Origin of the sequence: Clostridium sp. DFI.5.61, assembly GCF_024462915.1 — a bacterium.
Taxonomy (GTDB): domain Bacteria; phylum Bacillota; class Clostridia; order Oscillospirales; family Oscillospiraceae; genus Lawsonibacter; species Lawsonibacter asaccharolyticus.
Map to the genome: position 1 here is coordinate 17,856 of NZ_JANGBZ010000013.1, position 23,043 is coordinate 40,898.

The window sequence follows — 23,043 nt, forward strand, 5'->3', positions numbered from 1 at the left end:
CGATTTACACAACCGCAACAAGGGGGGGTGTTGGTTCTGTCACAATCAAGGAATAGACCAGCTCCGATTATTGCGAAAAACCTACCCTGACCTCTGGAAATTGCTTTTGAAATGGGATAGGGATAGTCCGGTCACATTCAAGGCAGACGGCCATACGGTGCGTGACTATGATCTTCGGTTTCAAGCAGAAGACCTTGGGCTTGTGCCGACAGACCGCAAATTCCGATGGAAGATGTTGACCGGCGATAATCTTATCGCTGTCACGAAAAGAAATCTGTTGAAATTATTGGAGGGTTCAATATGAAGAAAAATCCTGGTAGAGCAGAGCGCAGACGGTTGTTTTTCAACCGCCGTAGGGCTGCGGGTAAGCAGAGAGCGAAGATCAATGAGTATATCAGTTCTCACAAGTTTTTGAAGAAGTTTCAGGAGGTATAAGAAAAATGGCTACCGAGAGTAAAAAGACCCCCGCACCCGCCGTTGATTACAGCGGCATGAATATCTGCCGGAAGTTGCAGATTGCCCGATTGAAGTTCCTGCAAGCCGGTGTGAAGAAAACCGGAAAAAACATTCACTTGGAGTTCATGTACTTCGAGCTGAATGACATTGTTCCTGTGGCCGAGTCCATCTTCACGGAAGTGGGTCTGCTGATGGCTCCCACCTTCGGCAAGGAGTACGCCATTGCCAAAGTTTTCAACTGTGATGATCGGGATGAAGAGCCTATTACCTTTGAGGCTCCCTTCACGCAGATCGCCCCTATCATCTCCAACAGCGGCAAGGTTGTGACGAACGAAATGCAAGCCCTGGGCAGTTCTATCACCTATATGCGCCGGTATTTGTGGCAGCTCGTTCTTGACATTATCGAGGCTGACAGCATCGACAATACCTCCGGTGCAGATGAAGATACTCAGACACCTCCCTCTCCCCCTAAGAGCGCAAAAAAGGCTCCTGTGACCGCTGAGAAGCGTCAGGAAATCAAGTCCGAGCTGACTTCCGCCCCGGAGGGTGCCGCCAGTGAAGAACAGGTTGCCACGCTGAAAGCGGAACTGAAAAAGCTCATGGAGCTGGACGCAGAGCAGGAAAGCTTTGTGCAGAATGTGGCCGTAAAGACTGAGGGCTTCACCAAGATCACCGCTGATGTGTGCGACCAGCTCATTACCGGTGTACGGGATATGCTCTCGGCGTATGACACTCAGGGGGTTAATCATGGAATGGCTTGACAACAAAATTCAGATTGTGCCGCCCAAGCGTCCTAAGAAGCTGACCGCTACCCGGTTCGCTACCATTCTCGGCCTCAATCCTTGGTCTACTCCCTTTGAGGTCTGGTGTGAGATCACCCGTACCTACCAGAAGCCCTTCGAGGACACGATTTATACCATTGCCGGTAAGACCATCGAGCCGAAACAGGCGGAATACATGAAGAACACCTACTTCATGAGCAATCTGGTCACTCCAACCGATATTTACGGCGAGAATTATTTCCAGAAGACCTTCGGTGATTTCTTCTCTGATACGCCGGTACTCGGTGGTATGTGGGACTACCTGCTGCATGGCAAAGATGGCAAGCCTACAACCGTTCTGGAAATGAAAACCTCCAAGCGTGTAGAGGATTGGGCGGAAGATATTCCTGAATATTATGCCCTCCAAGCCGCCCTTTATGCGTATCTCTTGGGCGTAGACAGCGTAATAATGGTGGCCTCCTTCCTGGAACCCGGTGATTATGAACACCCTGAGAACTTCGTATGCAGTTCCGTCAACACAATCACTCGGCCTTTCAAAGTGTCAGAGCGTTACCCGGACTTCGAGAAGCGGTATGTGAAACCGGCTTTGAAGTGGTGGAAAGACCATGTGGAAAGCGGCCTCTCTCCGGCCTATGACGAGAAAAAGGACGCTGAAATACTGGCCGCTCTCCGTACCAACAATCTCTCTCCTGAAACCGACTTAGAGGCTCTGGTGAAAGAAGCCGAAGAGCTGAAAGGTAAGCTGGACGCTCATGCCGCCGAGGTTTCCGATGACGAGAAGCGGTACAAAACCCTGACCGATATGATTAAAAAGGCGGCTATTCAGCAGTTCCGTGAGGGGGACAAAAAGGTGTCTATCGCCGGTACTGCCTATACCTGGGAAGTCAGCAAGAGTACCACTACCAAAATCAATAAGGACGCTATGAAAGCGGACGGGGTTTTGGATAAGTACAGTACCACCGAGGACAGCTACCGGTTGCTGCCGAAAGCAATTAAGGAGGGATGACCGATGAAGTTTAAGAATTTTGTGAAATCTCTGGCTTCCAGCGGAGTGATCTATAAGAGAGGGATTGAAGACCTACCCTTTGTTGACCACTGGCTGGCCTCCCCCACGGCTATGATGCTCATTCCCACTACGGTGAAAAGCGTGACCGCTGCGGCTATTCAGGATATGCCCCAGGCCATTGACAAGATGATTGACCAGATTGGTCATACAGACTATGCGGTTCTGTCTGAGGCAATCATGCCCTATCCCGATGGCGGCATCAAGGATTGTATTCGGGTCTATAAGACCCAGGCTGGTGACATTTCTATCAAGATCAGCAACGATGACTGGAAGTTGATTGAGCGGAAAGACACCTGTGAAATCCTTTATGCCTACGACATTGACACCAATTCCAATGTCGCAAAAGCCCTGCTGGTAAAGAGTTTCCCGGAATTACCCGGAGATGACGAGGAACTTGTGGGCATCATCTTTCCCGTCAATGATGAAGTCTAAGGAGGACAAACAAGATGGCTAAAATTGGTTTGAGTGATGGGTTTTCCCTTATCCCGGAAGGAACCCATATCTTCAAAATTACCGGGGTCAGCTATAAGGAAGCCTTTGGCAAGCTGGAAATTACCATGCAGACGCAAAGCGGAGCCAAGCACATCGAACGATTTTCCCTGCTGAAAACTGACGGCTCTCCGAACGAAGGTGCGCTTAATGCGTTCAGCTATTTTGCGAAAACCGCCTTGCAGGATTTCGAGCTTACCGAAATCGACCATGAAGACCTTGTGGGTCACTTCATCGAGTGTGATATTGAGCATGATGTTCAACCGAACAAGAACAAGCCGGACAAGACCATTACCTTCGCTCGGTTGGCCGATAAGCGGCCCTCTGACGGGTGGGATGAACAGGCGGCACCCTCACCCACCCAGGCTCCCAAAACCGCTCCTGCGTCCGCTCAGGCGGCTACTGCGGCCCCTAAATCTAAGAGTGACCTGATGGCCCTTCTTGGCTGATTATGGACGAGGGAGGGCGGCTAAATTTCCGCTCTCCCTCGCCAATGGTTTGTTGAAAAATATGTGGAAAGTGAGGATAAGATACTTTGACCACAACAAAGACAAAGGTTCAAATGCACCGGGAAATCTGTGAGGAAATCAACGGCCTCTATGCCCGGAAGAACCATGATTACGGTGATAGCTTCCACCAGACCTTTGTTGAAGAGGGTATGGCAATGGCTCGTATCAGGTTGGGCGATAAGTTTAACCGGTTTAAGACTCTTTCCCGAAGTGGGGAACAGAAGGTAAATGACGAGTCCATTCGGGACACCCTGATTGACCTTGCCAATTATGCCATTATGACGGTGCTGGAAATGGAGGTTTCCGACCATGACGCTGAGTGAGTATTCAGTTATCAGCAGAGCCGTTGAACATTACGGCGTAAATAGTCAAATCAATATGCTTTTCGAGGAAATGTCTGAATTGCAAAAGGAACTCTGCAAACACCTTAGAGGGCAAACCGATGTGAAGCATATCGCAGAAGAAATCGCTGATGTGGAAATTATGCTGGCCCAAATTAAGTGTATTTTCAAATGTTCCTGTGAAGTGAGAAACTGGCAAAAACAGAAAGTTAATCGGCTTTCCGACAGATTAGATCAGGAAGAAGGTGCTGGGTCATGACCGAAAGAGATCGCCGGTCTGAGTTCCTAAACTTCATGCGTCTGCCGGACGGAACCCCTCTGGCTACGGTTGAGGTTTTGGACTATCTCACTATCAATGGCTTTTTCACCGCTCCCGCTTCGACCAAGTACCACGGTAACTATGAGGGCGGCTTGTTTGACCACTCTCTATCCGTAGCAAAACACTTGGCCGGCCTGACTGAGAGATTGGAATTGAAATGGAAGGACTGCCGTTCTCCCTATCTGGTGGGTATCTTCCATGACCTCTGCAAAATCGACCTGTACCGTCATCCTGTCAAAGACACAATTTATATTGGCGGGGAGAAGCAGTTCATTTTCGATAAACTCTCTTGGGAGCATAATCCTAACACGCTTCTCAAAGGCCACGGTGATAAGTCGGTCATGCTTCTAAGCCAGTTCTACAAGCTGACTGAGGAAGAGGTTCTGTGTATCAGGTATCACATGGGAGCCTTTACCGACAAGTCCGAGTGGAACGATTACACCAGAGCCGTCAACCTCTATCCTAATGTGCTGTGGACGCACCAAGCGGATATGCTGGCAAGCCATGTGGAAGGAGTCTGAGCATGAAGATCATTGAACCTAAAGTGGAGCTTATCAATCCTCCCGCCTATTCTGACCTTCTCTCTCTGATTGAGCTGGCCGGACGCACTTGCTATAAGTCCGAGAGCAAGATTACCGGGGACAGCGCAGAAAAGTTTGTCAAGAACATCTTGAAGCGAGGTCATGAGGCTGTCATTGAGCATGGCAGCGTGAGTGTTCGCTTTACCTGTGATAGAGGTGTGAGCCATGAGATTGTTCGGCACAGACTGGCCTCCTACTGCCAGGAAAGTACCCGCTATTGCAATTACGGCAAAGAGAACTTTGGTTCTGAAATTACGGTAATCAAGCCTTGCTCCCTTGATAAAGACGGTACGGCTTACCGACACTGGTTTTGGGCTTGTTCCCAAGCAGAAGAAGCCTATTTCAATATGCTTGACTTCGGCTGTACTCCGCAGGAGGCCCGGTCTGTTCTTCCCAACAGCACGAAGACCGAGGTGGTCATGACGGCCAATATGCGGGAATGGAGGCACTTCCTTCGGCTCCGTACCGCTCCTGCCGCACACCCGGATATGCGAGAGGTCGCAAAGATGCTCCTGGTTGAGATGCAGGCCCGATACCCGGCTTTCTTTGAAGACTTCGAGGTATGAACCATGATTGTGAAAAAGGCCGGAGGAAAGGTTTACGGAGCAGTCTTCACCGCCGCAGAGAAAAAGGCCATGGAAATGGAGATCAACCGGCAAATCATCGAAGCGGACAAACGCTATACCGATGACATTGACGCAATGGTTCTCTATACCCTTGCGGTTCATCTGGGCTTTGGCCCTAAGCGGCTCAGACGCTTTTATGAAGCCTTTGCCGCGGAACATGACCGGCTTATTCAACATTACGAAATGCCGGACGATTACACATGGCTCTGCAAAGAAGAACTGAAAAAGATTGGTGTCGATGTGGAGGCATGGAACAGAGAAAGGGGAAGTATTCATGACATTCGTGAACAATAACGGGAAAGTTCCGTATATCATGGTCGCCGGTGCAGATCATGTCACCGGCGAAATGCCGCTTGAAACTGCGGAAAAGATTTACAACGAGGGAACCAAGAGAGCCAGCAATAGGTTTCCCGGCTATCCGGTTTGCGTGGATAACAAGTATTTCTTCGCCACCAAGACCTCTCCGAAGAAAAGGAAAACCACCAATGAGTAAGCTGCTTCCGGTACTGCTGCTGTCATTGGTTCTCCTATCTTCCTGTTCTGCCAAGCCGGAAACAGAAATCATTGAACTTCCTGAGCTTCCTGTGCTTGAAGTCACTACACCGGAACCCACACCCACTGTTCCTCTTTGGAGCGAGGAAGAGGTTGATGTGCTGGCAAAGATGGTATGGGGAGAGGCCAGGGGTGTACCGTCTGATACGGAAAAGGCCGCTTGTGTGTGGTGTGCGCTCAACCGTGTCGATCAGGGATATGGTTCAATCACTACGGTAATTACCGCTCCTTATCAATTCATCGGGTATGATGCAGATAACCCGATTGATGATGAAATTAAAGCCCTGTGCGAAGATGTTCTTACCCGATGGTATGCGGAAAAAGATGGGGAAACTAATACGGGGCGGGTTTTACCTTCTGACTATCTCTGGTTCAGCGGAGATGGCAAACACAATTATTTCAGAAATGCCTACAAAGGCGGAGAAACATGGGATTGGTCGCTCCCTTCCCCTTATGAAACCTGAATGACCGAGAGGTGCCGTCATGTATGAAAAAATACCCTCTGAATTGAAAGAAAAGACCCAATGGGTCAATGTCTGGAATAGCAGCAAGGTTCCCATGCAGACCGGCCAAAAAAAAGCTGCCTCTTCTGTGCTGCCTGATACTTGGGGAACTTTTGATTGTGCTGTGCTGAATGTGGCGAACGGCATCTATGACGGCATCGGATATGTGTTCAATGACGATGGACTAATCGGGATTGACATTGATGACGGTTTTTCAGAAGGACTATTGAACCCGTTGGCCTCTGACATTATCAGCCATTGCGGTTCTTATACGGAGAAGAGCCGCAGCGGAAGAGGGGTACACATTCTGCTGAAAGGCTCTCTCCCCTTCAAAGGTCGTAACAACCGAGCCGGGGTGGAGATTTATCGGAGTGGCCGGTACTTCATTATGACCGGAAAAGTCATTATTTATTCGGAGATCATTGAAAATCAAGAAGCGATTGATTATATCGTTTCCAAGTATTTTCCTGATGTTCCGAAAGAAGGTGCCGGTTCCTCCGCTCCACAACGCATTTATTCCCCAATCTACCGAAAGCCAGAGCCGGGGAAAATCGCTCTAAAACCAGAATATCCCGCAATCACTACCGGGAGCCGGAACCTGAGTTTGACTTCTCTGGCCGGTCAGATGCACAATCAGGGATATTCCAAAGCGGAGATTTACAAAGAGCTGCTGTATGCCAACACTCAGGCTTGCAAGCCGCCTCTTCCCCGTTCGGAGATTGAAACCATTGTAAATTCAGTTACCAGATATAGGAGGTAATTCATGAAACCTTATCAGCGTGGAGATGTTGTCATTATAGATGTACCTATCCCGGCCTCCGGCCATGTGCAGGGAGGCAAGCGGCCCTGGGTCATCGTTCAAAATAACATGGGGAACCAGTTCTCTCCCACCAGTATTGTAGTCCCTCTGACCACAAAAATGAAGCGGCTGGAAATGCCCACCCATGTTGCTTTTGTATGGGAGAACTTGGAGCAAAGTATGGTCGAGTGTGAACAGGTACGGGTTATCGACATTACCGAAGACTGGAAATATGTCTGTACCTTACCGCCTCAGATCATGTCCCATATCGACACGGCCCTGAGAAACGCTTTCTTCTATGGGGGGGGGTGTAACAGATGGAGAATAAGCAATATTGCCCTCTCAATGCTTCCACGGACGAAGTCCTGCATTGTTGTCAAGAGAAGTGTGCGTGGTGGGATGAAGACGCTCAGGCTTGTTCGGTGCTGGTAATAGCAAAGGCAATGAGGAAGGTGACGAGAAATGGCCGATGAAATTATGACCACGGAAGAGCAGGAACTTTTTCAGCTCTCCAATGGCCGGTACATCATGGATAAAGACCTGTCCCGAAAGATGTTTTACATCAAAGAGGCCAAGCCGGAGCGGAGCCACCAGATCAGCGGCACCGGCTATTCCTGGGACGAGTCTGGTATGGCAGAGCTGTTTTCCGAGTGCTACCAGAATGATACCCGCTTTTGCCCGGAAGCAAAGTGCTGGTACACCTATTCTAAGGGAGCATGGAGGAAGGATATTGGCTCCCTGTTGGTAGCTGAGAAAATCAAGGAATTTTGCCGCCTTATGGCTCTCTACTGCGGAGAGATTGACAACGAAGATCGCCGCAGGGAGTATATGAAGTTTATCGTAAAAATGGGCGACCGGCGTTTCCGTGACCGGCTTATGAAGGATGCTGCCAGCGTCATGCCGATTACGGCAGAAGAGTTTGACGCAAATCCTTTTCTCATTAACTGCCTGAATGGAACCTACGACATGGAGAAGATGGAGTTCCGTGAGCATGATTGGCGGGACTTCCTGACGATGCAGACCAATTTCGACTATACTTTGCAAGACTCCCGCTGTGAGCGGTGGGAGAGGTTTATTACAGAGGTCACTTGCAATGACCCGGACAAGGCTGAATATCTGCAAAAGGCCTTGGGCTATTCAATGCTCGGTATGGCGAATGAAGAGTGTATGTTCATCCTTCACGGTAAGACCACTCGCAACGGAAAATCTACCATGTTGAGTGCCATTCATCATCTCTTGGGCGACTACGCTTCTGTGTCCCCCGTGTCCATTATCTGCAAGTCTGACCGGTCAAAGAACGCAGAGGCAGCGAACCCCATGCTGGCTTCCCTTAAAGGTAAGCGATTTGTGACCATGGCGGAGAGCAACCAGTATGGCAAGCTGGACGAAGAAACAATCAAACAGCTCACCGGTGGAGAAGAGATCAAGGCCCGGAACCTCTACGAAGCTACTACGACTTTCCTCCCCCAATTCACTCTCTGGCTGTCCTGTAACGACCTTCCCTCTGTCAATGACAAGAGCCTGTTTGCCTCTGACCGTGTGCGGGTGGTGGAGTTCAACCGTCACTTCACCGAAGACGAGCAGGATAAAAACCTCAAAAGTGAATTTCAGACCCAGGCGGCCATGCGTGGCATTTTCACTTGGCTCTTGGAGGGCTACTTCAAATATAAGCGGTTCGGACTGAAAATGTCCCCGGCTATGCGTCAGGTAGTCAAGCAGTATGAGAAAGACAATGACTTGGTATTGCAGTTCTTAGAAGAAAGGTGTGAAAAGGCCGGAGGTGCCTACACCAGAGCTAAGACGCTCTATGACGCTTACAAGATTTGGTGTAAGTCCAACGGCTATTTTGTGTGTAGCGCAAAGCGGTTTAATGCCGACATGGAAGCTCACCCGGAATGGCATGGAGGTAAGACCGTCTACTCTGGCTATCCCACCTACCGGGACATTCGTATGAAGGGAACAGTGTAATTTTATGGCCTATTACAAGAGAAATGAGTTTGAACTTTCTATTCCTATCAATGATCTTAAACCCGGTATGCAAGTGTGTATTCCGAGAAATATCACCTATGGGTGGAATGTTTATACGGGATTGACCTTGTATAAACCCTATACCATCAAGCGTGTTACACCCAAGAAAACCAAAGTGATATGCGAAGACGGTACGGAGTTTTACACAAAAGAAACGGCTTTTCTCTTTCCGGTTCCTGAAATGAACACTGAAAATGAGAGAGTTCTCCTTTTCCAGAAAATAGGTAAAATTATTGCGGCTCTTGATAGAACATCGTGCGAGACCTACATTGCCTCCTATGAGGAAATGAAAGAGGCCGCTGACCATTTAGCTGCTTTCTACGACTTTTGCTTGAAAAACTCCCAGGAAGGATGATTTTCATGAACAAGAAAAATATGCGCCGTATGTCCATCTTGGTCACAGCACAGACCGCAAAAAATCTGGAACGACTGGCGGCTATGTCCGGTTACTTTGAGATTGGGAGAGTAGTAGATAAGCTGACCAGAGAGAAAATGATTTCTCTCCGGTGCGAGAAAGGAGATAGCCGTAATGAGTAATAATGACAAGTTCAAGGAACTGTATAAGGCAATCGGTGTTCTGGCTGAAACCGGCATCCTCTTCTACCGAGCCACCATTCAGGCCGGTGCAACTCCCGGAGAAGCCATGATCTTGACCCAGGCTTTTATACGAGCTTCTATGCAGGGTGACGATACCCCTCCTGAGCATGAGAGTGAGGAAGAAGCATGACCGTGAAAGAACTGAAAGCAAAGTTAGCCAATATCCCCGAAGATGCTTCTGTGGAAATGGTCATTTGCAATACTGATAACCCGTTTGAAGAAGGGTGCCGGGTAGACAAAATCGCCTATTTTGAGTGGCTTCAAAAGGATGGAGCGAAAACCGTGGTTTTGTTCCCGGCATGAGAGGAATATATTTAGTGGCCTACTGAATATATTTGCGACTTTTGGCCTTTGGTGCGTTTTAGTGACTTTTTTGGTGAATAATCGGCCACTACCGGAAACCCTTGTGGCGCAAGGCTTTAAGGGCATTTTTTGACCGCTATTTCTATATTTTTCTGTATAAACCCTCCATAGAGAGTGATATATAGAGAGATTTATAGCAAAAATCGAAAATGGGTCACTAAACTCACTAAAGTCTAACTGAAAATAATTAGTGAAGGAGTGCTGAATATGAGTGAAGAATTGACTCCGAAGAGAGGGCGTGGCCGTCCGAAGGGGACTGGTGGGAACAAGCGACCTGATCGGACGGAAGCTATGAGTGTCCATGCTGAACCGGGCGATAATCGTAGATATATTGAACATTCCATGAAGATGTGGGATTGGCCCAATGTGGATATGAAGGAACCTGCCCAGGTCAAAGAGCGTATTGGAATGTATCTAAGCATTTGTGCTGAGGATGATATGAAGCCGAGCGTTGCGGGACTGGCTTTGGCTTTTGGTAGGGATAGAAGAACTCTTTGGAAATGGGCTAATGGTATTGAGAGCGACTTTATTCCGCCTGAAAGTCGGGACTTTATAAAAAAGGCGTATCAATTTTTGAACGCCCAAATGGAAGATTACGCTCAGAACGGGAAGATCAATCCAGTCGCAGCTATCTTCCTGATGAAGAACCATTTCGGCTATCAGGACAAGCAGGAAGTGGTTTTGACCCCGAATAACCAGCTTGGCGAGGTGACTCCCCCGGAAGAGCTTCAACAGAAGTATTTGGAAGCTACTGCCAGCGACTATGATACAGACGAGTGACTTGGTTCACGACTATGGCTCACAACTTTGCGACTATCCCGCTCGAAGGTCTGCGACTATCCAGGCCACCTCTGCGACTATGTGGAAGCCGCCGACCTCTCTTCTTGGGAGATCGGCGGCTCTTTTGCGCCCTGGCCTCTGGCTCCTGGCTGATCTGGCGCAGCCTGGGCCGATTGTCTGGAAAAGTGTACTTTTCTTTACTCTTTTATAATGTATAGAAAACACTGAAAATATTTTGTATTTTCCTATTGACAACTGAATTTATTCAGTGTATATTAAAGACACAAAAGATATTCAGTGATGCAGAAAGAAGGGCGGTATAAATGGCGTATGTTAGAAAAACCGTTGACCGGTGGGACATTGAAACAAATTACGGTTACGGGTGGGAGATTGAAGATTGTGAATATACCAGGGCCGAAGCAATGAAGCGGTTAAAAGAATATCGGGAAAATATTTTCGGTTTGGTTCGACTGGTAAAGAGAAGGGAGAAAAGACAATGAAGACAACAAATAAAAAAGCTCGCCAGAATGTAAGGCAGTATATTTTAGACCATTTCGAGCCGTGCGGGTATGATTTTACCGGCCCTTGCACTTTTCAAAATGTGGCCCGATTTATTCTTGAAGTTCACGCCAGTGAAAAATACTATTCGCCGGAATATCAGGCGGCAAAAGGTTTTACTAATGAAGCGGTATTTATAGACTGGTGCCAGGGCTTGCCCAGTGTGTTAGATACTTGTTATTACTATAACCGTTCCGCCGTGGTTGACCTGGGAAACATTTTGGAGCAGTCGGAGCGGGAAAGAGCGCAATACACGGAAGAACAGGCGGAACGGCTTTTAACTCATTTAATCTATCAAGAATTAGTAAAGGGGGCGGCGGGACGATGAAGCAATACACAAGAAAACAGTTAAAAGAGTATGTCCGTTTAGGGCTGGCCCGTGATCTAACAGAGGTTGACCCGGACACACTGCCAAAATGGTATGAGAAAATAGGAGTTAGCCGGGGAATTTATGGCATGAACGGCGGTTTGATTTGGGATAAAGTGACAGGGGAATATGGAGTTATTTTAGCTCGCTCTTCTAATTTATTCCGGTTGTTTTAAGGGGTGGTATATCATGCGAAATATTGAAATAGGCGGCTATATTCGTATTAGCAAGAAAGAAGCGGAAAAGCGATATAATGCCGGGGAAATTATTCGCTTGTGCGCTTGCAAGGTGTCACCGGTCAATGTGTGGGGCGTTTATGTTGATTGTCAGAAAGAAGAATTTCCCCATATTGGGAATGATGGTTTTAATACCATTGTTCCCCGTAATAGAGAATTTGAAACGGTAGTAAATGCGTTTCGTAGGTATAACTGCAATTATGAAATTGGATATTACCCGGCCTATTATGTAAAGGCGGTGCAGCTATGAAAATTTACGCTAAACAGATAAACCCGGAATTTCAAGAAAGTTTACTTTTTGAAGATGGGTTGTTTCCTGAAAATATGGTTGTTTGTGGCAATCGGGATTTTAAGGAACGAAAAACGGCGGTTTTTACATTAGTGGAAAACGCCCTTGATAATGGCGATTTACAAGAGGCCATAGAGGAATTTTTACCGCCCTCCGAGGGTGAATATAGCCAGGACGATATAACCGCCTTGCAAGGGCTTGTAAAGGCTTATACACAATGTAGTAGAGCTGAAACAAACAATATTTTTTGCCGGGTTCTTTCTATCGTGGACGGGAAAAAATGGGGCTGGAAAATTATCCGGGGTTGCTGTCAGAGTGATTGGAACGAGATTTTTTATCCCGTGGATGATTGGAACCGGGAAGCGTTGGCCGCTTTTGAAATAGAATATTTTAACATGGGTTCAGAGTGGATTATAGACGATGGAGAATTTAACCCCGATACAGATAGCCCCCTTAATATTAACGGGTATAGTGTATATATCACGGCTCAAGATGAAGAGGGCATTAGAAAAGAGCTTGCAGCCGTTGAGGGGTGTTCCCCTTCTGATCTGGTTCTTTATGTGTTTGAAGGTTATACCCGTATTCCTCAATATAAGGCGGTGTAAATGTGTATATAGTTTTGCTGATCTTGCTTTTACCGGTTCAAATAATTCTTGAATTGATGAAATTAAATAAATAAGTTTGCCGCCCTGGTTCATTCCGGGGCGGTTCTTTTATGCTTTTCAGGGTGCAGCCGGGGCGGGTTGCTTGATACCGGGGCCGGGGGATATATCTACCGCCACCGGGCCGGGGTGAGTGGCGAAAATTCCCACAAAAATAAAAAGGCTTTATTCCTAACAAACTTCATTCAGTTACAAATCTTATTCAGTAACAAAATATTTTCACCCCCCCTATTGACAACAAAATAAATTCAGTGTATAGTGTCATCAAGAGGTGATTACCATGTATATCAACAAGGCTATCCGAGATTTGATGAAAGCGAAAAATGTTTCTCTTCTGACCATGGCAAAGGCTCTTGGTAAAGAGCGTGGCAATGAAATCAGCTCTCGGCTGAGAAGCACTAACCTATCCTTCAACAGCGCAGTCGAAATGCTGTCCGCCCTGGGTTATGAAGTGGTCATTCAGGAGAGAAAACCCGGAGTCCGCAGAGCTGACCAAATTCTGATTGACCAGAAGGAAGACCCGAAGTATGACCTGGACGCTCTATTGGGGTCAGGCGGTGATAGCAAGTGAAATATGGCACTGAAATAAGCTGTTGCCCTCTTTGTGGCGGCAATATCATAGTATCTGACCATTGGCAGTTCAGTTATGACCGAGTTGTTCTTAAAAGCGGTAAGCTGTCGAAGAGAACCAAAAGGTCAAATTCTGGCCCTATGGAGGTAATGACTGCCGCTTGTGAAAATGTATTCGATGGTACTTGTTCTGCAAATTGGGACGCTGATGATTTTAATTTGTCTGAGGAAGAGAAATTTATAGATTACAAATACTCAGAACAGGGTGAGTCTAAATGAAATATGGCTATGGCCGGGTGTCAGCCAAAGACCAGAGCCTTGCTCGTCAGCTTGCCGCTCTGAAAGCCTATGCTCCTGATCTGGACGATGACCATATCTTCACCGATAAGCAAAGCGGAAAGAATTTCAACCGGGAACATTACTTAAAGCTAAAATCCATCTTGGTTCCCGGTGATGAAATTTTGGTTGAAGAATTAGACCGGTTTGGACGGAATAAAGCGGAAATCAAAGCTGAGTTGGAGTGGTTCAAGGAGCATGGTATTATTGTCAGGGTGTTTGATGTTCCTACCACGCTGATGGACTTCCATGGGCAGGATTGGATTGGCGAGATGGTCAATAACATTCTGATTGAAGTTATGGGAGCAATGGCAGAACAGGAGAGGAAGAAGATACGGAAGCGTCAAGCTGAGGGGATAGCCGCTATGCCAGTAGTTGGAGGGAGAAAAGTATCTGCCAAAACAGGAAGGGGGTTTGGTCGCCCTGCTTATGAGATTGACCCGGATGAATTTAAGGCCCTGGTGCAAAAACAGAAAGAAGGGCTGGTTACGGTGAATGACGCTTGCCGTCAACTTGGTATCAGCAGACCTACATGGTATGAGAAAGTGCGAAAGGTGGTGTAATCTCATGGGACAATACGACAATTACAGTAATGAGAAAAATATTGCCAAAGCGCAAAAGAGGCTGGATAAGTTGATGGCAAAATGTAATCCTGATCTGTACGAAGTGGAGTTGGCCCGAAAGGAGTTGGAAACGGCAAGGCTGTTTGAGCGGTGTCAAATCTTTGGGACAGAGGGTTGGAGAAAGAACATTTATAATCCTAATGCCAACATCATGTTCAGTGATGATAACGAGGTTATGATGTTTTTCGACAAGCTGATTTCCTATCGGGATATAAGTTCCTATACCATTGTTGAAAATATCGTCAAAGAAACGCATACTAAGACCAAGAAGACCGGGGCAATAGCAAGGGCTATTGTAGGCGGTGCGATTGCCGGAGGGGTTGGAGTCGTGACCGGAGCGATTACAGCGGGGTCAAAGTCCAGCACCATCGTACATGAAATACCAGACGGGTTCTTTCTGCAAATCCTCCTGAAAGACGGCTCCGGGTATCAGTGTCCGGTTCCGAGCAACGGAACAATCTCCAATAAAGTTCCGAAGATGTGGCTCCATTTGGCGAGTAAATTACAGGCCATCGTGGAGAGGAACAAAGAATAAATAGGCTCACGCAAAGGCGGGAGTAACAGCCAATACGGGCTATCGGAGAAATCCGGTAGCCCCTTTCTTTTTTTTTTGAGGGAGGTCATTATGAAAATTGATGTACTGGGTACGAAATATAATCTGCGCCGAGTCAATTATAACCAGGACGAGTTCATGCGGAAGATGAACTATGGTGGCTACTGTGACAACAACACCAAAGAGATCGTTATTCTCAATCTCAGAAGCACCCCGGATTGGGCTGAGGCTCAGGAAGAAATCATTCAGCGTATGGAGAAATGTACTATCAGACATGAGTTGGTTCACGCTTTCCTTAATGAGTCCGGGTTACAGTGGAATAGCTTTGCCCCGGATAAAGCGTGGGCCAAAAACGAGGAAATGGTTGACTGGTTTGCCATCCAGTTTCCGAAAATGTATGAAGCGTTCCGGCTTGCCGGAGGAATTTGAGGTGATTTTTATGGATTATCGGAAGCTGGCAGACAGTATTAAACGGCACATTGGGAATAAGCCGGAAGATCATGCCGCCTACATTGACCTGTTATCCCTTTGCCGCCAGTGGGAAGCGGAAGATTTTCAAGCGGCGCACGAGGTCAGTAAAGAGTTGCGGGTTCTCTCGGCCAAGCAGTTACGCAGAACTTCTCCGAAAGAGGCGGAGCATTTCTATGAAGCATGGAGGAAGAGCCTCCTGTTTGACGCTCCCCATAATTTTGACGCTTTTATGACCTATATTGAGCTTGACCGGAAGCCGGAAAAGCGGTTCTATGCTCCCCGGAGGCATTATCTGAAACCCATGGTACAGGGCTTCCAAGATATTCTTGATAAAAAGCTGCGTCTTTTAACAATATCCATGCCGAAACGAGCGGGAAAGTCACAAACAGGTATCAATTTTGTTAATATGCTCTCTGGCAAATTCCCTGACCGCTCTACACTGATGGAGGGAACCGGTGATGACCTTGTAAAGAGCTTCTATAATGGGTGCTTAGAATATCTGATAGTTCCGAATGAGTATCTATTCTATGATGTATTCCCGGATGCCCGTCTGGTGCAGACCGGAGCGGACACGAAGATCATCAACCTCAAATCCAAGTCCCGGTTCCCTACTATCATGTGCCGTTCCATTGATGCTCGTCAGGTAGGTTTGTCCGAGGCTACGAATGTGCTTTATCTGGATGACTGTGTGGAGGGTCGTGAAGAGGCAAAGAACCGCCAGCGGCTTGATGATAAATGGGAAGTGATTTCCGGCGATATTATGGGCCGAGCCATTGAGGGTACGCCCATGGTATTCACTGGTACTCGATACTCCATCTATGACCCTATTGGGCGTGTCCAGGAATATGCGGCGCAGGAGAATTGGCCTTGGAAAGCCATTGAAATTCCGGCTCTCGATCTAATCACGGACGAGAGTAATTATGAGTATGAGCGAGAGGGCCAGAAGATTTTTACCACGGCATATTTCCGGGAGCAGAGGGAACTTTTATCCGCCGAGCAGTTTGAGAGTGAGTTCCAGCAACAGCCTTTTGAGGCCAAGGGTCTTCTGTTCAACAAGGATGAACTGAATTATTTCTTTGAGCTGCCTCCTGACCGGGAGCCGGACACCATCATTGCCGTAGGCGATACTGCTGAGAGTGGTTCGGACTCCACCTCCCTCCCGGTGGCCGTCATCTACGGCACCGAGGTTTATATTGTCGATGTGGTCTTTGATGACGCTCCCGCAGAGGTAACAAAACCGGAGTGTGCCAAGTGCCTGATCTCCAACAGGGTCGCTTCTGCTACTTTTGAGGCCAACAATGCAGGTCAATATTATGCCCGTGATGTGGCAGAAATCATTCGGCAGCAAGGGTACTCCATCGGTATCAGAACGAAGCGGACGATTTCAAATAAACAGACTCGAATTGAATTTGCCTCCGACAACATCAAGAAGAACTTCTATTTTAAGCACCCGGCCACTTATAAACGAGGCAGTCAGTATTGGAATTTCATGAAGGAGCTGACCACCTATACCCGAAGCGGCAAGGTTCCACACGATGACGCACCTGACTCCCTGGCTCTTCTGGAAAACGAAATTCGTATGCTGGCCGGAGGGAAAATCGAAATCTTCAAGCGGCCATGTTGAAAAATAGAATATCCAATGGTATTATAAAGAGTTATTCATTGACAAGCATTGGATATTATGCTATCATGAAAGATGATAAAATGGCTCTTTGATAGGAGGTGACATGAATGGGAGGCAGAGCGTTATTTGGTCGCAGGGTGATTTATACCGATGTGGCCGCAATCAACGATAATAACATCATTGATGTTCTGCAAAAGGCCCTGTTCATTCACCTCATGAACCAGGCAGATATTAGTTATCTGTACCGATACTACAAGGGAGATCAGCCGGTTCTTTACCGAAAGAAAGAAGTTCGGCCTGAAATCAATAACAAAGTCGTTGAGAACCGAGCCAATGAAATCGTATCTTTCAAGGTTGGCTATCTGATGGGTGAGCCTGTCCAGTATGTCAGTCGTGGGGATGACGAGAAAATTGCCAAGAAAATCACGCAGCTCAATGATTATGCTTTGTCTGAGGATAAGGCCGCAAAGGATAAGGAGCTGGCTGATTGGTCGCACATTTGTGGAACTTCCTACCGCATGGTTCTTCCCGATGGTGCGGCTGATGTGGAAGAGGACGAAGCTCCGTTTGAGATTTTCACGCTTGACCCTCGCTATTCCTTTGTGGTCTATTCCACGGCCTTGGGCAATCCCGCCATGATGGGTGTTCAATATATCCTGAAAGACGATGGAGTGTTGGTCTTTAGCTGTTACACCGCCGACCACTATTATGAGGTGGAAAACACTTGGGCAATCAGGCGGAGCGAGGAACAGTATTTGGGTATTCCCATCATTGAGTACCCGGCAAACAAAGCCCGTTTGGGTGCTTTTGAAATCGTCCTCCCTCTTCTGGACGCAATCAATAATGTGGAGTCTAATCGACTGGACGGCGTAGAGCAGTTTGTTCAGGCTCTTATGCTTTTCCACAATGTCGATATTTCTTCTTCGGATTATCGTGATCTGCGGGAAGAGGGCGCAATCAAGTACAAAGACATTGACCCTCAGTTTAAGGCTGAGATTGAGTACCTGACTGCTGAACTGAACCAGACGCAAACGCAGACCCTTGTGGACAGTATGTATAATACAGTTCTCACGATCTGCGGTATGCCGAACCGAAATGGCGGTTCTTCCACCAGCGACACCGGTTCTGCCGTCATCATGCGAGATGGTTGGTCTGCGGCAGAGGCAAGAGCTAAGGACAGCGAATTGATGTTTAAGAAGTCAGAGAAGGAGTTTTTGAAAATCCTTCTTCGCATCTGCGACAACTTGAGCGATCTGAGCTTGAAGCTCTCTGCTATTGAAATTCGTTTCACTCGCCGCAATTATGAGAATATCTCGGAAAAGGCTAATGTGCTGATTACCATGCTGAACAATCCTAAAATTGCTCCGGTTCTGGCCTTTATCCATTGCGGAATGTTCTCTGACCCCCAGGTTGCTTACAAAATGAGCATGGAGTATGCGGAAGAGCAGGAGAAAAAAGGCGGCGGAGTTTGCCGCCAAGCAACAGAATAATAGGGAGAGTGAAGGGGATGAATCCGGTAGTGAACCTGACAGCAAAGGCAGTTCAGGAGATCAATGAAATCCTCTCTCGTGGCAAGGGAGTAGAGATTGCCGTGAGAAACGGCAAAGTGGTGGTTTGGGAAACCGCCAGTAAAAAGAAATATGAGGCCGTCATAGAGAGATGACGGTAACAGCCACTACGGGCTATCGGTAAGAGCGGAAACGCTTTTGCCGGTAGCTCTTTTTCTTTTGGTTTTAAGGCCGCAAGGCTTTGAATGGTCAGGGAAGACCTTAATCGCAAGGGGAGAAAACCCTACCAAAAACGGAAAATAGTGCTGAGTGAACAGCCTTGTTAAACGCAGGAGGTATTTGTTATGGCAAAGATTGACACCAGCAAGATTGAGGGGTATGCGAACATGACCCCTGAGCAGAAGCTGGCCGCTCTGGAAGGGTTTGAGTACGAGGACAACTCCGCAGAGCTGGAAAAGCAGAAGAACGCTCTTTCCAAGGCCAATTCTGAGGCCGCTGAGTGGAAGCGGAAGCACAATGCTCTTTTGTCCGAAGAGGAAAAGAAGAAGCAGGAAGACGCTGACAAGCTGGCTCAGATGGAACAGGAGCTTGCCGATCTCCGTAAGGGCAAGACCGTTTCTGAGTACAAAGCCAAGTTTGTAGCCCAAGGCTACGACGAGGCCCTGGCTGAGGAAACCGCTAAGGCCCTGGCTGACGGCGATAGTGCTAAGGTCTTTGCCAACCAGAGCAAGTTCCTCGAAGAGTATGCGAAGAAGGTCAAAGCTGACGCAATCAAAAAGACCCCTAAGCCCGGTGCGGGTGCCGGTTCCGGCTCTGGCACCGAGGATGCCGTAGATTACGGTAAGAAGATCGAAGAGGCGCAGAAGAACGGTGATATTACCGCTGTCGCCTACTATACACGCCTGAAAGCCCAGGCTGAGGCCGAAGCCAAGGGTGAATAACCAGTAAAGGAGAGATTGATTTATGTCCGACACTCTGGCTACCAGTTTCGGGGTACTGAATTACTCCGGTATGCTCTTCAATAAGGGTAATACCCGCTGTCCCCTGTCCTCCATCATCGGCGGCAGGGCCAAGACTACTAATCATGTCGAGTTTGTGACCGGCCAGGAGTACACCACTGGCGGCGGCGAGCAGCCTGCTATCAGTGAAACCGCTTCTCTGACGGCACCGCAGGCAAGTGTGATTACCCGCACTCAGAAGACCAATGTGACTCAGATTTTCATGGAGGCCGTAGGCATTTCCTATGCCAAGCAGTCCAACATGGGCACCCTGTCTGGCCTGAATGTTGCCAACCAGCAGGCTAATCCCATCAATGAGCTGGACTTCCAGGTGGCGGCGAAGATGCAGAAGGTCAACCGAGATATTGAGTTTACCTTTATTCAGGGCACCTTCAACAAGGCCACTTCTGATGCCACCATCAACAAGACCCGTGGACTGGTGGAGGCGATTACCACCAACACCAAGGCCATGTCCAGCAAGCCTCTCGGCCTGTGGGACATTGCTGACATGGTGAAGAAGATTTACGGTGCTAATGCTCCCACCGATGGCCTGTGCCTGTGGTGTGATGCTACCACGCTGTTCCAGATCAATGCTGATGCTGTTCAGAACGGCTTGACTGTGGTTCCCGCTGCCCGTGAGATCAACGGTATCGCCCTGTCCAGTGTAGTCACTCCCATCGGCGTGGTGTATCTGTACCTGGGCGAGTGTCTTCCCGCTGGTACGGCTCTGCTGCTGAACCTGAATGTGATCGCTCCCGTGTACCAGCCTGTCCCCGGAAAGGGCAACTTCTTCCTGGAGCCTCTGGCGAAGATCGGTGCCGGTGAGAAGTATCAGCTCTTCGGCCAGATTGGTCTTGACCATGGCCCTGAGTGGTATCACGGCAAGTTTACCGGCATTGCTCAGAGCTTTACCGCTCCCAAGTACAGCCGGAGCGTGTTCATTGCCAATGACGAGTCCAATCCCGTGAATACCAAGGAAGTCGGAGCTGGCGGCTAATTGGAGGAAAGGTAGGTGAAAAGTCATGACCGATACTGAAAAGCTGACCATGCTGAAAGCTATGACCGGCGAGAAGGACGAGAGTGTACTTTCCACCTACCTTTCTATCGCTGGAAACAAAGTCCTGAAACGGGCTTATCCCTTCGACAATACCGTGACCGTGGTTCCAGACCGATATGCCTACAATCAAGTGGAAATCGCCGCTTATCTGGTGAACAAGCGTGGGGCTGAGGGAGAAACGGCACACAGCGAGAACGGTATTTCTCGTTCCTATGAGGACGGAGATGTTCCGCCTACGCTACTGCGTGAGATTGTCCCCTGTGCCAGCCTTATCGGGAAGGAGCCGGTGGTATGAGAGTCATGGAGCGTAACAAATCTGTTTACTGGTATCTGCTGTATGACAGAAAAGAGCCGGTAAAGGATGAAGAGGGTCATGAAACGGGCGATACCCGTGTGGTCTACAAAGAAGCCGTGAAACGGCGGGACAATGTTTCCGCCGCAACCGGTTCAGCTCAGGTGGAACAGTTTGGCAATTTCATCTCCTATGACAAGGTGATTGTCACGGACGATCTTACTTGCCCGATTGACGAAAATACCGTCCTGTTCATCGACAAATCACCTGAATATGACGATGACGGAAATCCTCTTTATGACTACATCGTGAAGCGTGTTGCAAGGAGCCTCAATTCCATCTCTTACGCTGTGAGCAAGGTGACGGTATCGTGAAGACCATCAAAATTCCTTTGTCCGTAGCCGGTATTGACAACGCCATTCGAGAGATTAACCGGTATCAAAGCTGGTTGAAAGCGAAGACAAGTGTTCTATTGGACAGATTGGCGCAAGAAGGTCTATCGGTAGCCTCCGCCAACTTCGCAAAGGCAGCGTATGACGGCACCAATGATGTGTCTGTGTCTGTGGAGCAGAAAGGGGCCGGAGTTCGAGCCGTGGTTGCTGTGGGGGCATCGGTACTCTTCATCGAGTTCGGCACCGGCGTGACTTACCCGGATAATCACCCGGAAGCCGCAGAACATGGTATGCGCCGTGGAGAATATGGGGTAGGTCACGGTAAGCAGCCGTCTTGGGGTTACTACGGAGAACCCGGTACTAATGGTGTTATTCACACTAAAAAGGACGGAAAGGAAGTAGTCATCACCCAAGGTAATCCGGCCAATATGTCCATGTATGAAACCGTAAAACACTTGGAGGGTATCTTGCCCGGACTGGCAAAGGAGGTATTTCGATGATTGATGTGGAGAGTCAAATCTACACACCGATTGCGGTAGCCCTCCGGGAAACTTTTCCTGGTATTGATGTGAGCGGCGAGTATGTGAAAGCTCCATCCGCTTTTCCTCATGTGAGCATCGTGGAACAAGACAATTACCCTACTCTGGAACACCTGAGTACCAGCGACAAAGAGCAGTTCGCAACGCTGATGTATGAGGTAAATGTCTATTCCAATAAATCGACCAGCAAGAAAAGCCAATGCCGGAACATCATGAAGGTCATTGATGATCTTATGTACCAGCGTAATTTCACCCGCATTTCCCTGTCCCCCATCCCCAACTTAGAGAACGCAAGTATCTACCGCCTTGTAGCTCGGTATCGGGCCGAAACAGACGGTACAAATCTTTACAGGAGGTAAGTTGAAATGGCGATTAGCACCTATAAGGTCTTTCTGATGAAGAAAGGCGATAGTGATGAAACCTATTCCAAGTTGTGTGACATTAAGGAGTTTCCCGACCTTGGCGGCGAACCCGAAATGTTAGAAACCACTACACTATCCGACAATATGCAGACCTATATTGCCGGTATTCAGTCCCTTGATGGCCTGTCCTTCACGGCAAACTACGACATGGCTACCTTTAAGAAGCTGAAAGAGCTGGAAGGTAAGGAAGACAGCTATGCCGTCTGGTTTGGTGGAACCGGGACTGGTAATGCTGTCACCCCTGATGGTTCCAATGGCAAGTTCGCCTTTAAGGGCCAACTGTCCGTATTCCCCGTGGGCGGCGGTGTAAACGAGGTTGTGGACATGAACATTTCCATTGCCCCGTCTACCCCCATCACTTTCTCTGATACCTAATCACAACGGCCTGACGATAAGGAGGATTTATCATGGCTAAGACGCTGACAATCAAAGACCCTGTTTCCGGCGAGAGCTATACGCTGGAATATACCCGCAAGACCGTAGAGATCATGGAGAAGCAGGGCTTCATTGCGGACGATGTTGACCGCAAGCCCATGACCATGCTCCCGGCTCTGTTTGCCGGTGCATTTATCGCTCGGCACCGCTTCGTAAAGAGAGAGGTCATTGACCGCATTTATGCCCGTCTGCCCCGGAAAGACGAGCTTCTGCCGAAGCTGGTAGAAATGTATAACGAACCCATTCTCTCTCTGATGGAAGAGCCTACTCCTGACGAGGGCGGCGAGGGAAACATGGACTGGACTGCCAACTGGTAAGCG

40 protein-coding genes are annotated in these 23,043 nt (G+C 48.3%); all 40 read left to right on the top strand.

The features are described 5' to 3' along the window. The first annotated feature begins 440 nt into the window (after positions 1–440). A complete protein-coding gene (locus tag NE584_RS08450) occupies positions 441–1,217 on the top strand; it encodes an ERF family protein (protein ID WP_256182609.1) in 777 nt (258 codons plus the stop codon). After that, positions 1,204–2,244, top strand: coding sequence for a YqaJ viral recombinase family protein (locus NE584_RS08455; protein WP_172697314.1), 1,041 nt, complete (start codon positions 1,204–1,206; stop codon positions 2,242–2,244). The genes NE584_RS08450 and NE584_RS08455 overlap by 14 nt, the downstream gene beginning before the upstream one ends. A 3-nt stretch (positions 2,245–2,247) precedes the next feature. Beyond that, positions 2,248–2,736 (top strand): hypothetical protein, encoded by a 489-nt coding sequence (locus tag NE584_RS08460; protein WP_256182610.1) that lies wholly within the window; start codon positions 2,248–2,250, stop codon positions 2,734–2,736. Between the two features lie 14 nt (positions 2,737–2,750). Then, on the top strand, positions 2,751–3,242 hold the full coding sequence (locus NE584_RS08465) for a hypothetical protein (protein ID WP_172697312.1): 492 nt from the start codon (positions 2,751–2,753) through the stop codon (positions 3,240–3,242). A 113-nt stretch (positions 3,243–3,355) separates the two neighbouring features. Further along, positions 3,356–3,625 (top strand): DUF1599 domain-containing protein, encoded by a 270-nt coding sequence (locus tag NE584_RS08470; RefSeq protein ID WP_192935662.1) that lies wholly within the window; start codon positions 3,356–3,358, stop codon positions 3,623–3,625. Then, positions 3,612–3,902 (top strand): hypothetical protein, encoded by a 291-nt coding sequence (locus tag NE584_RS08475; RefSeq protein WP_172697310.1) that lies wholly within the window; start codon positions 3,612–3,614, stop codon positions 3,900–3,902. The genes NE584_RS08470 and NE584_RS08475 overlap by 14 nt, the downstream gene beginning before the upstream one ends. After that, entirely contained in the window at positions 3,899–4,483 is a 585-nt protein-coding gene (locus NE584_RS08480) for an HD domain-containing protein (protein WP_172697309.1), read from the top strand. The genes NE584_RS08475 and NE584_RS08480 overlap by 4 nt, the downstream gene beginning before the upstream one ends. Positions 4,484–4,485: 2 nt before the next feature. Further along, positions 4,486–5,109 carry an FAD-dependent thymidylate synthase gene (gene thyX / locus NE584_RS08485; RefSeq protein ID WP_172697308.1) on the top strand — a complete coding sequence of 208 codons (624 nt, stop codon included), beginning with the start codon at positions 4,486–4,488 and terminating at the stop codon, positions 5,107–5,109. 3 nt (positions 5,110–5,112) lie between these two features. After that, positions 5,113–5,463 carry a hypothetical protein gene (locus NE584_RS08490; protein ID WP_009259126.1) on the top strand — a complete coding sequence of 117 codons (351 nt, stop codon included), beginning with the start codon at positions 5,113–5,115 and terminating at the stop codon, positions 5,461–5,463. Continuing rightward, on the top strand, positions 5,444–5,662 hold the full coding sequence (locus tag NE584_RS08495) for a hypothetical protein (protein WP_172697307.1): 219 nt from the start codon (positions 5,444–5,446) through the stop codon (positions 5,660–5,662). The genes NE584_RS08490 and NE584_RS08495 overlap by 20 nt, the downstream gene beginning before the upstream one ends. Further along, positions 5,655–6,185 carry a hypothetical protein gene (locus NE584_RS08500; RefSeq protein ID WP_172697306.1) on the top strand — a complete coding sequence of 177 codons (531 nt, stop codon included), beginning with the start codon at positions 5,655–5,657 and terminating at the stop codon, positions 6,183–6,185. Before NE584_RS08495 ends, NE584_RS08500 begins: the two co-directional genes overlap by 8 nt. Before the next feature lie 19 nt (positions 6,186–6,204). After that, complete coding sequence (locus tag NE584_RS08505) at positions 6,205–6,984, top strand: primase C-terminal domain-containing protein (protein WP_172697305.1); 780 nt, start codon at positions 6,205–6,207, stop codon at positions 6,982–6,984. A gap of 3 nt (positions 6,985–6,987) precedes the next feature. Next, on the top strand, positions 6,988–7,455 hold the full coding sequence (locus NE584_RS08510; protein WP_226907566.1) for a type II toxin-antitoxin system PemK/MazF family toxin: 468 nt from the start codon (positions 6,988–6,990) through the stop codon (positions 7,453–7,455). Between the two features lie 30 nt (positions 7,456–7,485). Continuing rightward, positions 7,486–8,991, top strand: a complete 1,506-nt coding sequence (locus NE584_RS08515) for a phage/plasmid primase, P4 family (protein ID WP_172697304.1) — start codon at positions 7,486–7,488, stop codon at positions 8,989–8,991. 4 nt (positions 8,992–8,995) lie between these two features. Next, positions 8,996–9,406, top strand: a complete 411-nt coding sequence (locus NE584_RS08520) for a hypothetical protein (protein ID WP_256182611.1) — start codon at positions 8,996–8,998, stop codon at positions 9,404–9,406. 5 nt (positions 9,407–9,411) lie between these two features. Beyond that, on the top strand, positions 9,412–9,588 hold the full coding sequence (locus tag NE584_RS08525; RefSeq protein ID WP_238073822.1) for a hypothetical protein: 177 nt from the start codon (positions 9,412–9,414) through the stop codon (positions 9,586–9,588). Next, positions 9,581–9,778, top strand: a complete 198-nt coding sequence (locus NE584_RS08530) for a hypothetical protein (RefSeq protein WP_256182612.1) — start codon at positions 9,581–9,583, stop codon at positions 9,776–9,778. The genes NE584_RS08525 and NE584_RS08530 overlap by 8 nt, the downstream gene beginning before the upstream one ends. 2 nt (positions 9,779–9,780) lie before the next feature. Further along, entirely contained in the window at positions 9,781–9,951 is a 171-nt protein-coding gene (locus NE584_RS08535) for a hypothetical protein (RefSeq protein ID WP_256182613.1), read from the top strand. 267 nt (positions 9,952–10,218) lie between these two features. Continuing rightward, positions 10,219–10,791, top strand: a complete 573-nt coding sequence (locus tag NE584_RS08540) for a terminase small subunit (protein ID WP_172697300.1) — start codon at positions 10,219–10,221, stop codon at positions 10,789–10,791. A gap of 323 nt (positions 10,792–11,114) precedes the next feature. Beyond that, complete coding sequence (locus NE584_RS08545; RefSeq protein ID WP_192935660.1) at positions 11,115–11,291, top strand: hypothetical protein; 177 nt, start codon at positions 11,115–11,117, stop codon at positions 11,289–11,291. Continuing rightward, entirely contained in the window at positions 11,288–11,677 is a 390-nt protein-coding gene (locus NE584_RS08550; protein ID WP_172697299.1) for a hypothetical protein, read from the top strand. Before NE584_RS08545 ends, NE584_RS08550 begins: the two co-directional genes overlap by 4 nt. Then, positions 11,674–11,892: a hypothetical protein gene (locus tag NE584_RS08555; protein ID WP_196058234.1), complete on the top strand. Its 219-nt coding sequence runs from the start codon at positions 11,674–11,676 to the stop codon at positions 11,890–11,892. Before NE584_RS08550 ends, NE584_RS08555 begins: the two co-directional genes overlap by 4 nt. A gap of 13 nt (positions 11,893–11,905) precedes the next feature. Further along, positions 11,906–12,202, top strand: coding sequence for a hypothetical protein (locus tag NE584_RS08560; RefSeq protein WP_238073819.1), 297 nt, complete (start codon positions 11,906–11,908; stop codon positions 12,200–12,202). Next, positions 12,199–12,846 carry a hypothetical protein gene (locus tag NE584_RS08565; RefSeq protein WP_256182614.1) on the top strand — a complete coding sequence of 216 codons (648 nt, stop codon included), beginning with the start codon at positions 12,199–12,201 and terminating at the stop codon, positions 12,844–12,846. Before NE584_RS08560 ends, NE584_RS08565 begins: the two co-directional genes overlap by 4 nt. Before the next feature lie 337 nt (positions 12,847–13,183). Next, on the top strand, positions 13,184–13,474 hold the full coding sequence (locus NE584_RS08570) for a hypothetical protein (protein ID WP_172697295.1): 291 nt from the start codon (positions 13,184–13,186) through the stop codon (positions 13,472–13,474). After that, positions 13,471–13,752, top strand: a complete 282-nt coding sequence (locus tag NE584_RS08575) for a hypothetical protein (RefSeq protein ID WP_196057823.1) — start codon at positions 13,471–13,473, stop codon at positions 13,750–13,752. The genes NE584_RS08570 and NE584_RS08575 overlap by 4 nt, the downstream gene beginning before the upstream one ends. Beyond that, the gene (locus tag NE584_RS08580; protein ID WP_172697293.1) at positions 13,749–14,372 is read left to right on the top strand and encodes a recombinase family protein; all 624 of its coding nucleotides are present in this window, start codon (positions 13,749–13,751) and stop codon (positions 14,370–14,372) included. Before NE584_RS08575 ends, NE584_RS08580 begins: the two co-directional genes overlap by 4 nt. A gap of 4 nt (positions 14,373–14,376) precedes the next feature. Next, positions 14,377–14,967 (top strand): hypothetical protein, encoded by a 591-nt coding sequence (locus tag NE584_RS08585; RefSeq protein ID WP_172697292.1) that lies wholly within the window; start codon positions 14,377–14,379, stop codon positions 14,965–14,967. A 90-nt stretch (positions 14,968–15,057) separates the two neighbouring features. Beyond that, positions 15,058–15,414, top strand: coding sequence for a hypothetical protein (locus NE584_RS08590; protein ID WP_172697291.1), 357 nt, complete (start codon positions 15,058–15,060; stop codon positions 15,412–15,414). A 10-nt stretch (positions 15,415–15,424) separates the two neighbouring features. Further along, complete coding sequence (terL, locus tag NE584_RS08595) at positions 15,425–17,080, top strand: phage terminase large subunit (RefSeq protein WP_172697290.1); 1,656 nt, start codon at positions 15,425–15,427, stop codon at positions 17,078–17,080. 107 nt (positions 17,081–17,187) lie between these two features. Continuing rightward, positions 17,188–18,570, top strand: coding sequence for a phage portal protein (locus tag NE584_RS08600; protein WP_256182615.1), 1,383 nt, complete (start codon positions 17,188–17,190; stop codon positions 18,568–18,570). A gap of 17 nt (positions 18,571–18,587) precedes the next feature. Next, positions 18,588–18,743: a hypothetical protein gene (locus NE584_RS08605; RefSeq protein ID WP_172697288.1), complete on the top strand. Its 156-nt coding sequence runs from the start codon at positions 18,588–18,590 to the stop codon at positions 18,741–18,743. 189 nt (positions 18,744–18,932) lie between these two features. Then, on the top strand, positions 18,933–19,529 hold the full coding sequence (locus NE584_RS08610; RefSeq protein WP_009259105.1) for a hypothetical protein: 597 nt from the start codon (positions 18,933–18,935) through the stop codon (positions 19,527–19,529). 22 nt (positions 19,530–19,551) lie between these two features. Continuing rightward, positions 19,552–20,583: a DUF5309 family protein gene (locus NE584_RS08615; RefSeq protein WP_256182616.1), complete on the top strand. Its 1,032-nt coding sequence runs from the start codon at positions 19,552–19,554 to the stop codon at positions 20,581–20,583. A 25-nt stretch (positions 20,584–20,608) separates the two neighbouring features. Continuing rightward, positions 20,609–20,938 carry a phage head-tail connector protein gene (locus NE584_RS08620; protein ID WP_256182617.1) on the top strand — a complete coding sequence of 110 codons (330 nt, stop codon included), beginning with the start codon at positions 20,609–20,611 and terminating at the stop codon, positions 20,936–20,938. Next, the gene (locus NE584_RS08625) at positions 20,935–21,309 is read left to right on the top strand and encodes a hypothetical protein (RefSeq protein ID WP_227123411.1); all 375 of its coding nucleotides are present in this window, start codon (positions 20,935–20,937) and stop codon (positions 21,307–21,309) included. Before NE584_RS08620 ends, NE584_RS08625 begins: the two co-directional genes overlap by 4 nt. Continuing rightward, positions 21,306–21,827: a hypothetical protein gene (locus tag NE584_RS08630; protein ID WP_256182618.1), complete on the top strand. Its 522-nt coding sequence runs from the start codon at positions 21,306–21,308 to the stop codon at positions 21,825–21,827. Before NE584_RS08625 ends, NE584_RS08630 begins: the two co-directional genes overlap by 4 nt. Beyond that, positions 21,824–22,225, top strand: a complete 402-nt coding sequence (locus NE584_RS08635; RefSeq protein WP_009259100.1) for a hypothetical protein — start codon at positions 21,824–21,826, stop codon at positions 22,223–22,225. The genes NE584_RS08630 and NE584_RS08635 overlap by 4 nt, the downstream gene beginning before the upstream one ends. 6 nt (positions 22,226–22,231) lie before the next feature. Further along, positions 22,232–22,663 (top strand): phage tail protein, encoded by a 432-nt coding sequence (locus tag NE584_RS08640; protein ID WP_256182619.1) that lies wholly within the window; start codon positions 22,232–22,234, stop codon positions 22,661–22,663. Between the two features lie 32 nt (positions 22,664–22,695). Then, a complete protein-coding gene (locus NE584_RS08645; RefSeq protein ID WP_256182620.1) occupies positions 22,696–23,040 on the top strand; it encodes a DUF5055 domain-containing protein in 345 nt (114 codons plus the stop codon). Positions 23,041–23,043: the final 3 nt, after the last annotated feature.

Excerpts from the sequence above, each read along its gene's own strand:
- NE584_RS08450 (WP_256182609.1), top strand. The coding sequence starts at position 441 with ATGGCTACCGAGAGTAAAAAGACCCCCGCACCCGCCGTTGATTACAGC.
- NE584_RS08455 (WP_172697314.1), top strand. The coding sequence starts at position 1,204 with ATGGAATGGCTTGACAACAAAATTCAGATTGTGCCGCCCAAGCGTCCT.
- NE584_RS08460 (WP_256182610.1), top strand. The coding sequence starts at position 2,248 with ATGAAGTTTAAGAATTTTGTGAAATCTCTGGCTTCCAGCGGAGTGATC.
- NE584_RS08465 (WP_172697312.1), top strand. The coding sequence starts at position 2,751 with ATGGCTAAAATTGGTTTGAGTGATGGGTTTTCCCTTATCCCGGAAGGA.
- NE584_RS08470 (WP_192935662.1), top strand. The coding sequence starts at position 3,356 with ATGCACCGGGAAATCTGTGAGGAAATCAACGGCCTCTATGCCCGGAAG.
- NE584_RS08475 (WP_172697310.1), top strand. The coding sequence starts at position 3,612 with ATGACGCTGAGTGAGTATTCAGTTATCAGCAGAGCCGTTGAACATTAC.
- NE584_RS08480 (WP_172697309.1), top strand. The coding sequence starts at position 3,899 with ATGACCGAAAGAGATCGCCGGTCTGAGTTCCTAAACTTCATGCGTCTG.
- thyX (WP_172697308.1), top strand. The coding sequence starts at position 4,486 with ATGAAGATCATTGAACCTAAAGTGGAGCTTATCAATCCTCCCGCCTAT.
- NE584_RS08490 (WP_009259126.1), top strand. The coding sequence starts at position 5,113 with ATGATTGTGAAAAAGGCCGGAGGAAAGGTTTACGGAGCAGTCTTCACC.
- NE584_RS08495 (WP_172697307.1), top strand. The coding sequence starts at position 5,444 with ATGACATTCGTGAACAATAACGGGAAAGTTCCGTATATCATGGTCGCC.
- NE584_RS08500 (WP_172697306.1), top strand. The coding sequence starts at position 5,655 with ATGAGTAAGCTGCTTCCGGTACTGCTGCTGTCATTGGTTCTCCTATCT.
- NE584_RS08505 (WP_172697305.1), top strand. The coding sequence starts at position 6,205 with ATGTATGAAAAAATACCCTCTGAATTGAAAGAAAAGACCCAATGGGTC.
- NE584_RS08510 (WP_226907566.1), top strand. The coding sequence starts at position 6,988 with ATGAAACCTTATCAGCGTGGAGATGTTGTCATTATAGATGTACCTATC.
- NE584_RS08515 (WP_172697304.1), top strand. The coding sequence starts at position 7,486 with ATGGCCGATGAAATTATGACCACGGAAGAGCAGGAACTTTTTCAGCTC.
- NE584_RS08520 (WP_256182611.1), top strand. The coding sequence starts at position 8,996 with ATGGCCTATTACAAGAGAAATGAGTTTGAACTTTCTATTCCTATCAAT.
- NE584_RS08525 (WP_238073822.1), top strand. The coding sequence starts at position 9,412 with ATGAACAAGAAAAATATGCGCCGTATGTCCATCTTGGTCACAGCACAG.
- NE584_RS08530 (WP_256182612.1), top strand. The coding sequence starts at position 9,581 with ATGAGTAATAATGACAAGTTCAAGGAACTGTATAAGGCAATCGGTGTT.
- NE584_RS08540 (WP_172697300.1), top strand. The coding sequence starts at position 10,219 with ATGAGTGAAGAATTGACTCCGAAGAGAGGGCGTGGCCGTCCGAAGGGG.
- NE584_RS08545 (WP_192935660.1), top strand. The coding sequence starts at position 11,115 with ATGGCGTATGTTAGAAAAACCGTTGACCGGTGGGACATTGAAACAAAT.
- NE584_RS08550 (WP_172697299.1), top strand. The coding sequence starts at position 11,288 with ATGAAGACAACAAATAAAAAAGCTCGCCAGAATGTAAGGCAGTATATT.
- NE584_RS08555 (WP_196058234.1), top strand. The coding sequence starts at position 11,674 with ATGAAGCAATACACAAGAAAACAGTTAAAAGAGTATGTCCGTTTAGGG.
- NE584_RS08560 (WP_238073819.1), top strand. The coding sequence starts at position 11,906 with ATGCGAAATATTGAAATAGGCGGCTATATTCGTATTAGCAAGAAAGAA.
- NE584_RS08565 (WP_256182614.1), top strand. The coding sequence starts at position 12,199 with ATGAAAATTTACGCTAAACAGATAAACCCGGAATTTCAAGAAAGTTTA.
- NE584_RS08570 (WP_172697295.1), top strand. The coding sequence starts at position 13,184 with ATGTATATCAACAAGGCTATCCGAGATTTGATGAAAGCGAAAAATGTT.
- NE584_RS08580 (WP_172697293.1), top strand. The coding sequence starts at position 13,749 with ATGAAATATGGCTATGGCCGGGTGTCAGCCAAAGACCAGAGCCTTGCT.
- NE584_RS08585 (WP_172697292.1), top strand. The coding sequence starts at position 14,377 with ATGGGACAATACGACAATTACAGTAATGAGAAAAATATTGCCAAAGCG.
- NE584_RS08590 (WP_172697291.1), top strand. The coding sequence starts at position 15,058 with ATGAAAATTGATGTACTGGGTACGAAATATAATCTGCGCCGAGTCAAT.
- terL (WP_172697290.1), top strand. The coding sequence starts at position 15,425 with ATGGATTATCGGAAGCTGGCAGACAGTATTAAACGGCACATTGGGAAT.
- NE584_RS08600 (WP_256182615.1), top strand. The coding sequence starts at position 17,188 with ATGGGAGGCAGAGCGTTATTTGGTCGCAGGGTGATTTATACCGATGTG.
- NE584_RS08605 (WP_172697288.1), top strand. The coding sequence starts at position 18,588 with ATGAATCCGGTAGTGAACCTGACAGCAAAGGCAGTTCAGGAGATCAAT.
- NE584_RS08610 (WP_009259105.1), top strand. The coding sequence starts at position 18,933 with ATGGCAAAGATTGACACCAGCAAGATTGAGGGGTATGCGAACATGACC.
- NE584_RS08615 (WP_256182616.1), top strand. The coding sequence starts at position 19,552 with ATGTCCGACACTCTGGCTACCAGTTTCGGGGTACTGAATTACTCCGGT.
- NE584_RS08620 (WP_256182617.1), top strand. The coding sequence starts at position 20,609 with ATGACCGATACTGAAAAGCTGACCATGCTGAAAGCTATGACCGGCGAG.
- NE584_RS08625 (WP_227123411.1), top strand. The coding sequence starts at position 20,935 with ATGAGAGTCATGGAGCGTAACAAATCTGTTTACTGGTATCTGCTGTAT.
- NE584_RS08635 (WP_009259100.1), top strand. The coding sequence starts at position 21,824 with ATGATTGATGTGGAGAGTCAAATCTACACACCGATTGCGGTAGCCCTC.
- NE584_RS08640 (WP_256182619.1), top strand. The coding sequence starts at position 22,232 with ATGGCGATTAGCACCTATAAGGTCTTTCTGATGAAGAAAGGCGATAGT.
- NE584_RS08645 (WP_256182620.1), top strand. The coding sequence starts at position 22,696 with ATGGCTAAGACGCTGACAATCAAAGACCCTGTTTCCGGCGAGAGCTAT.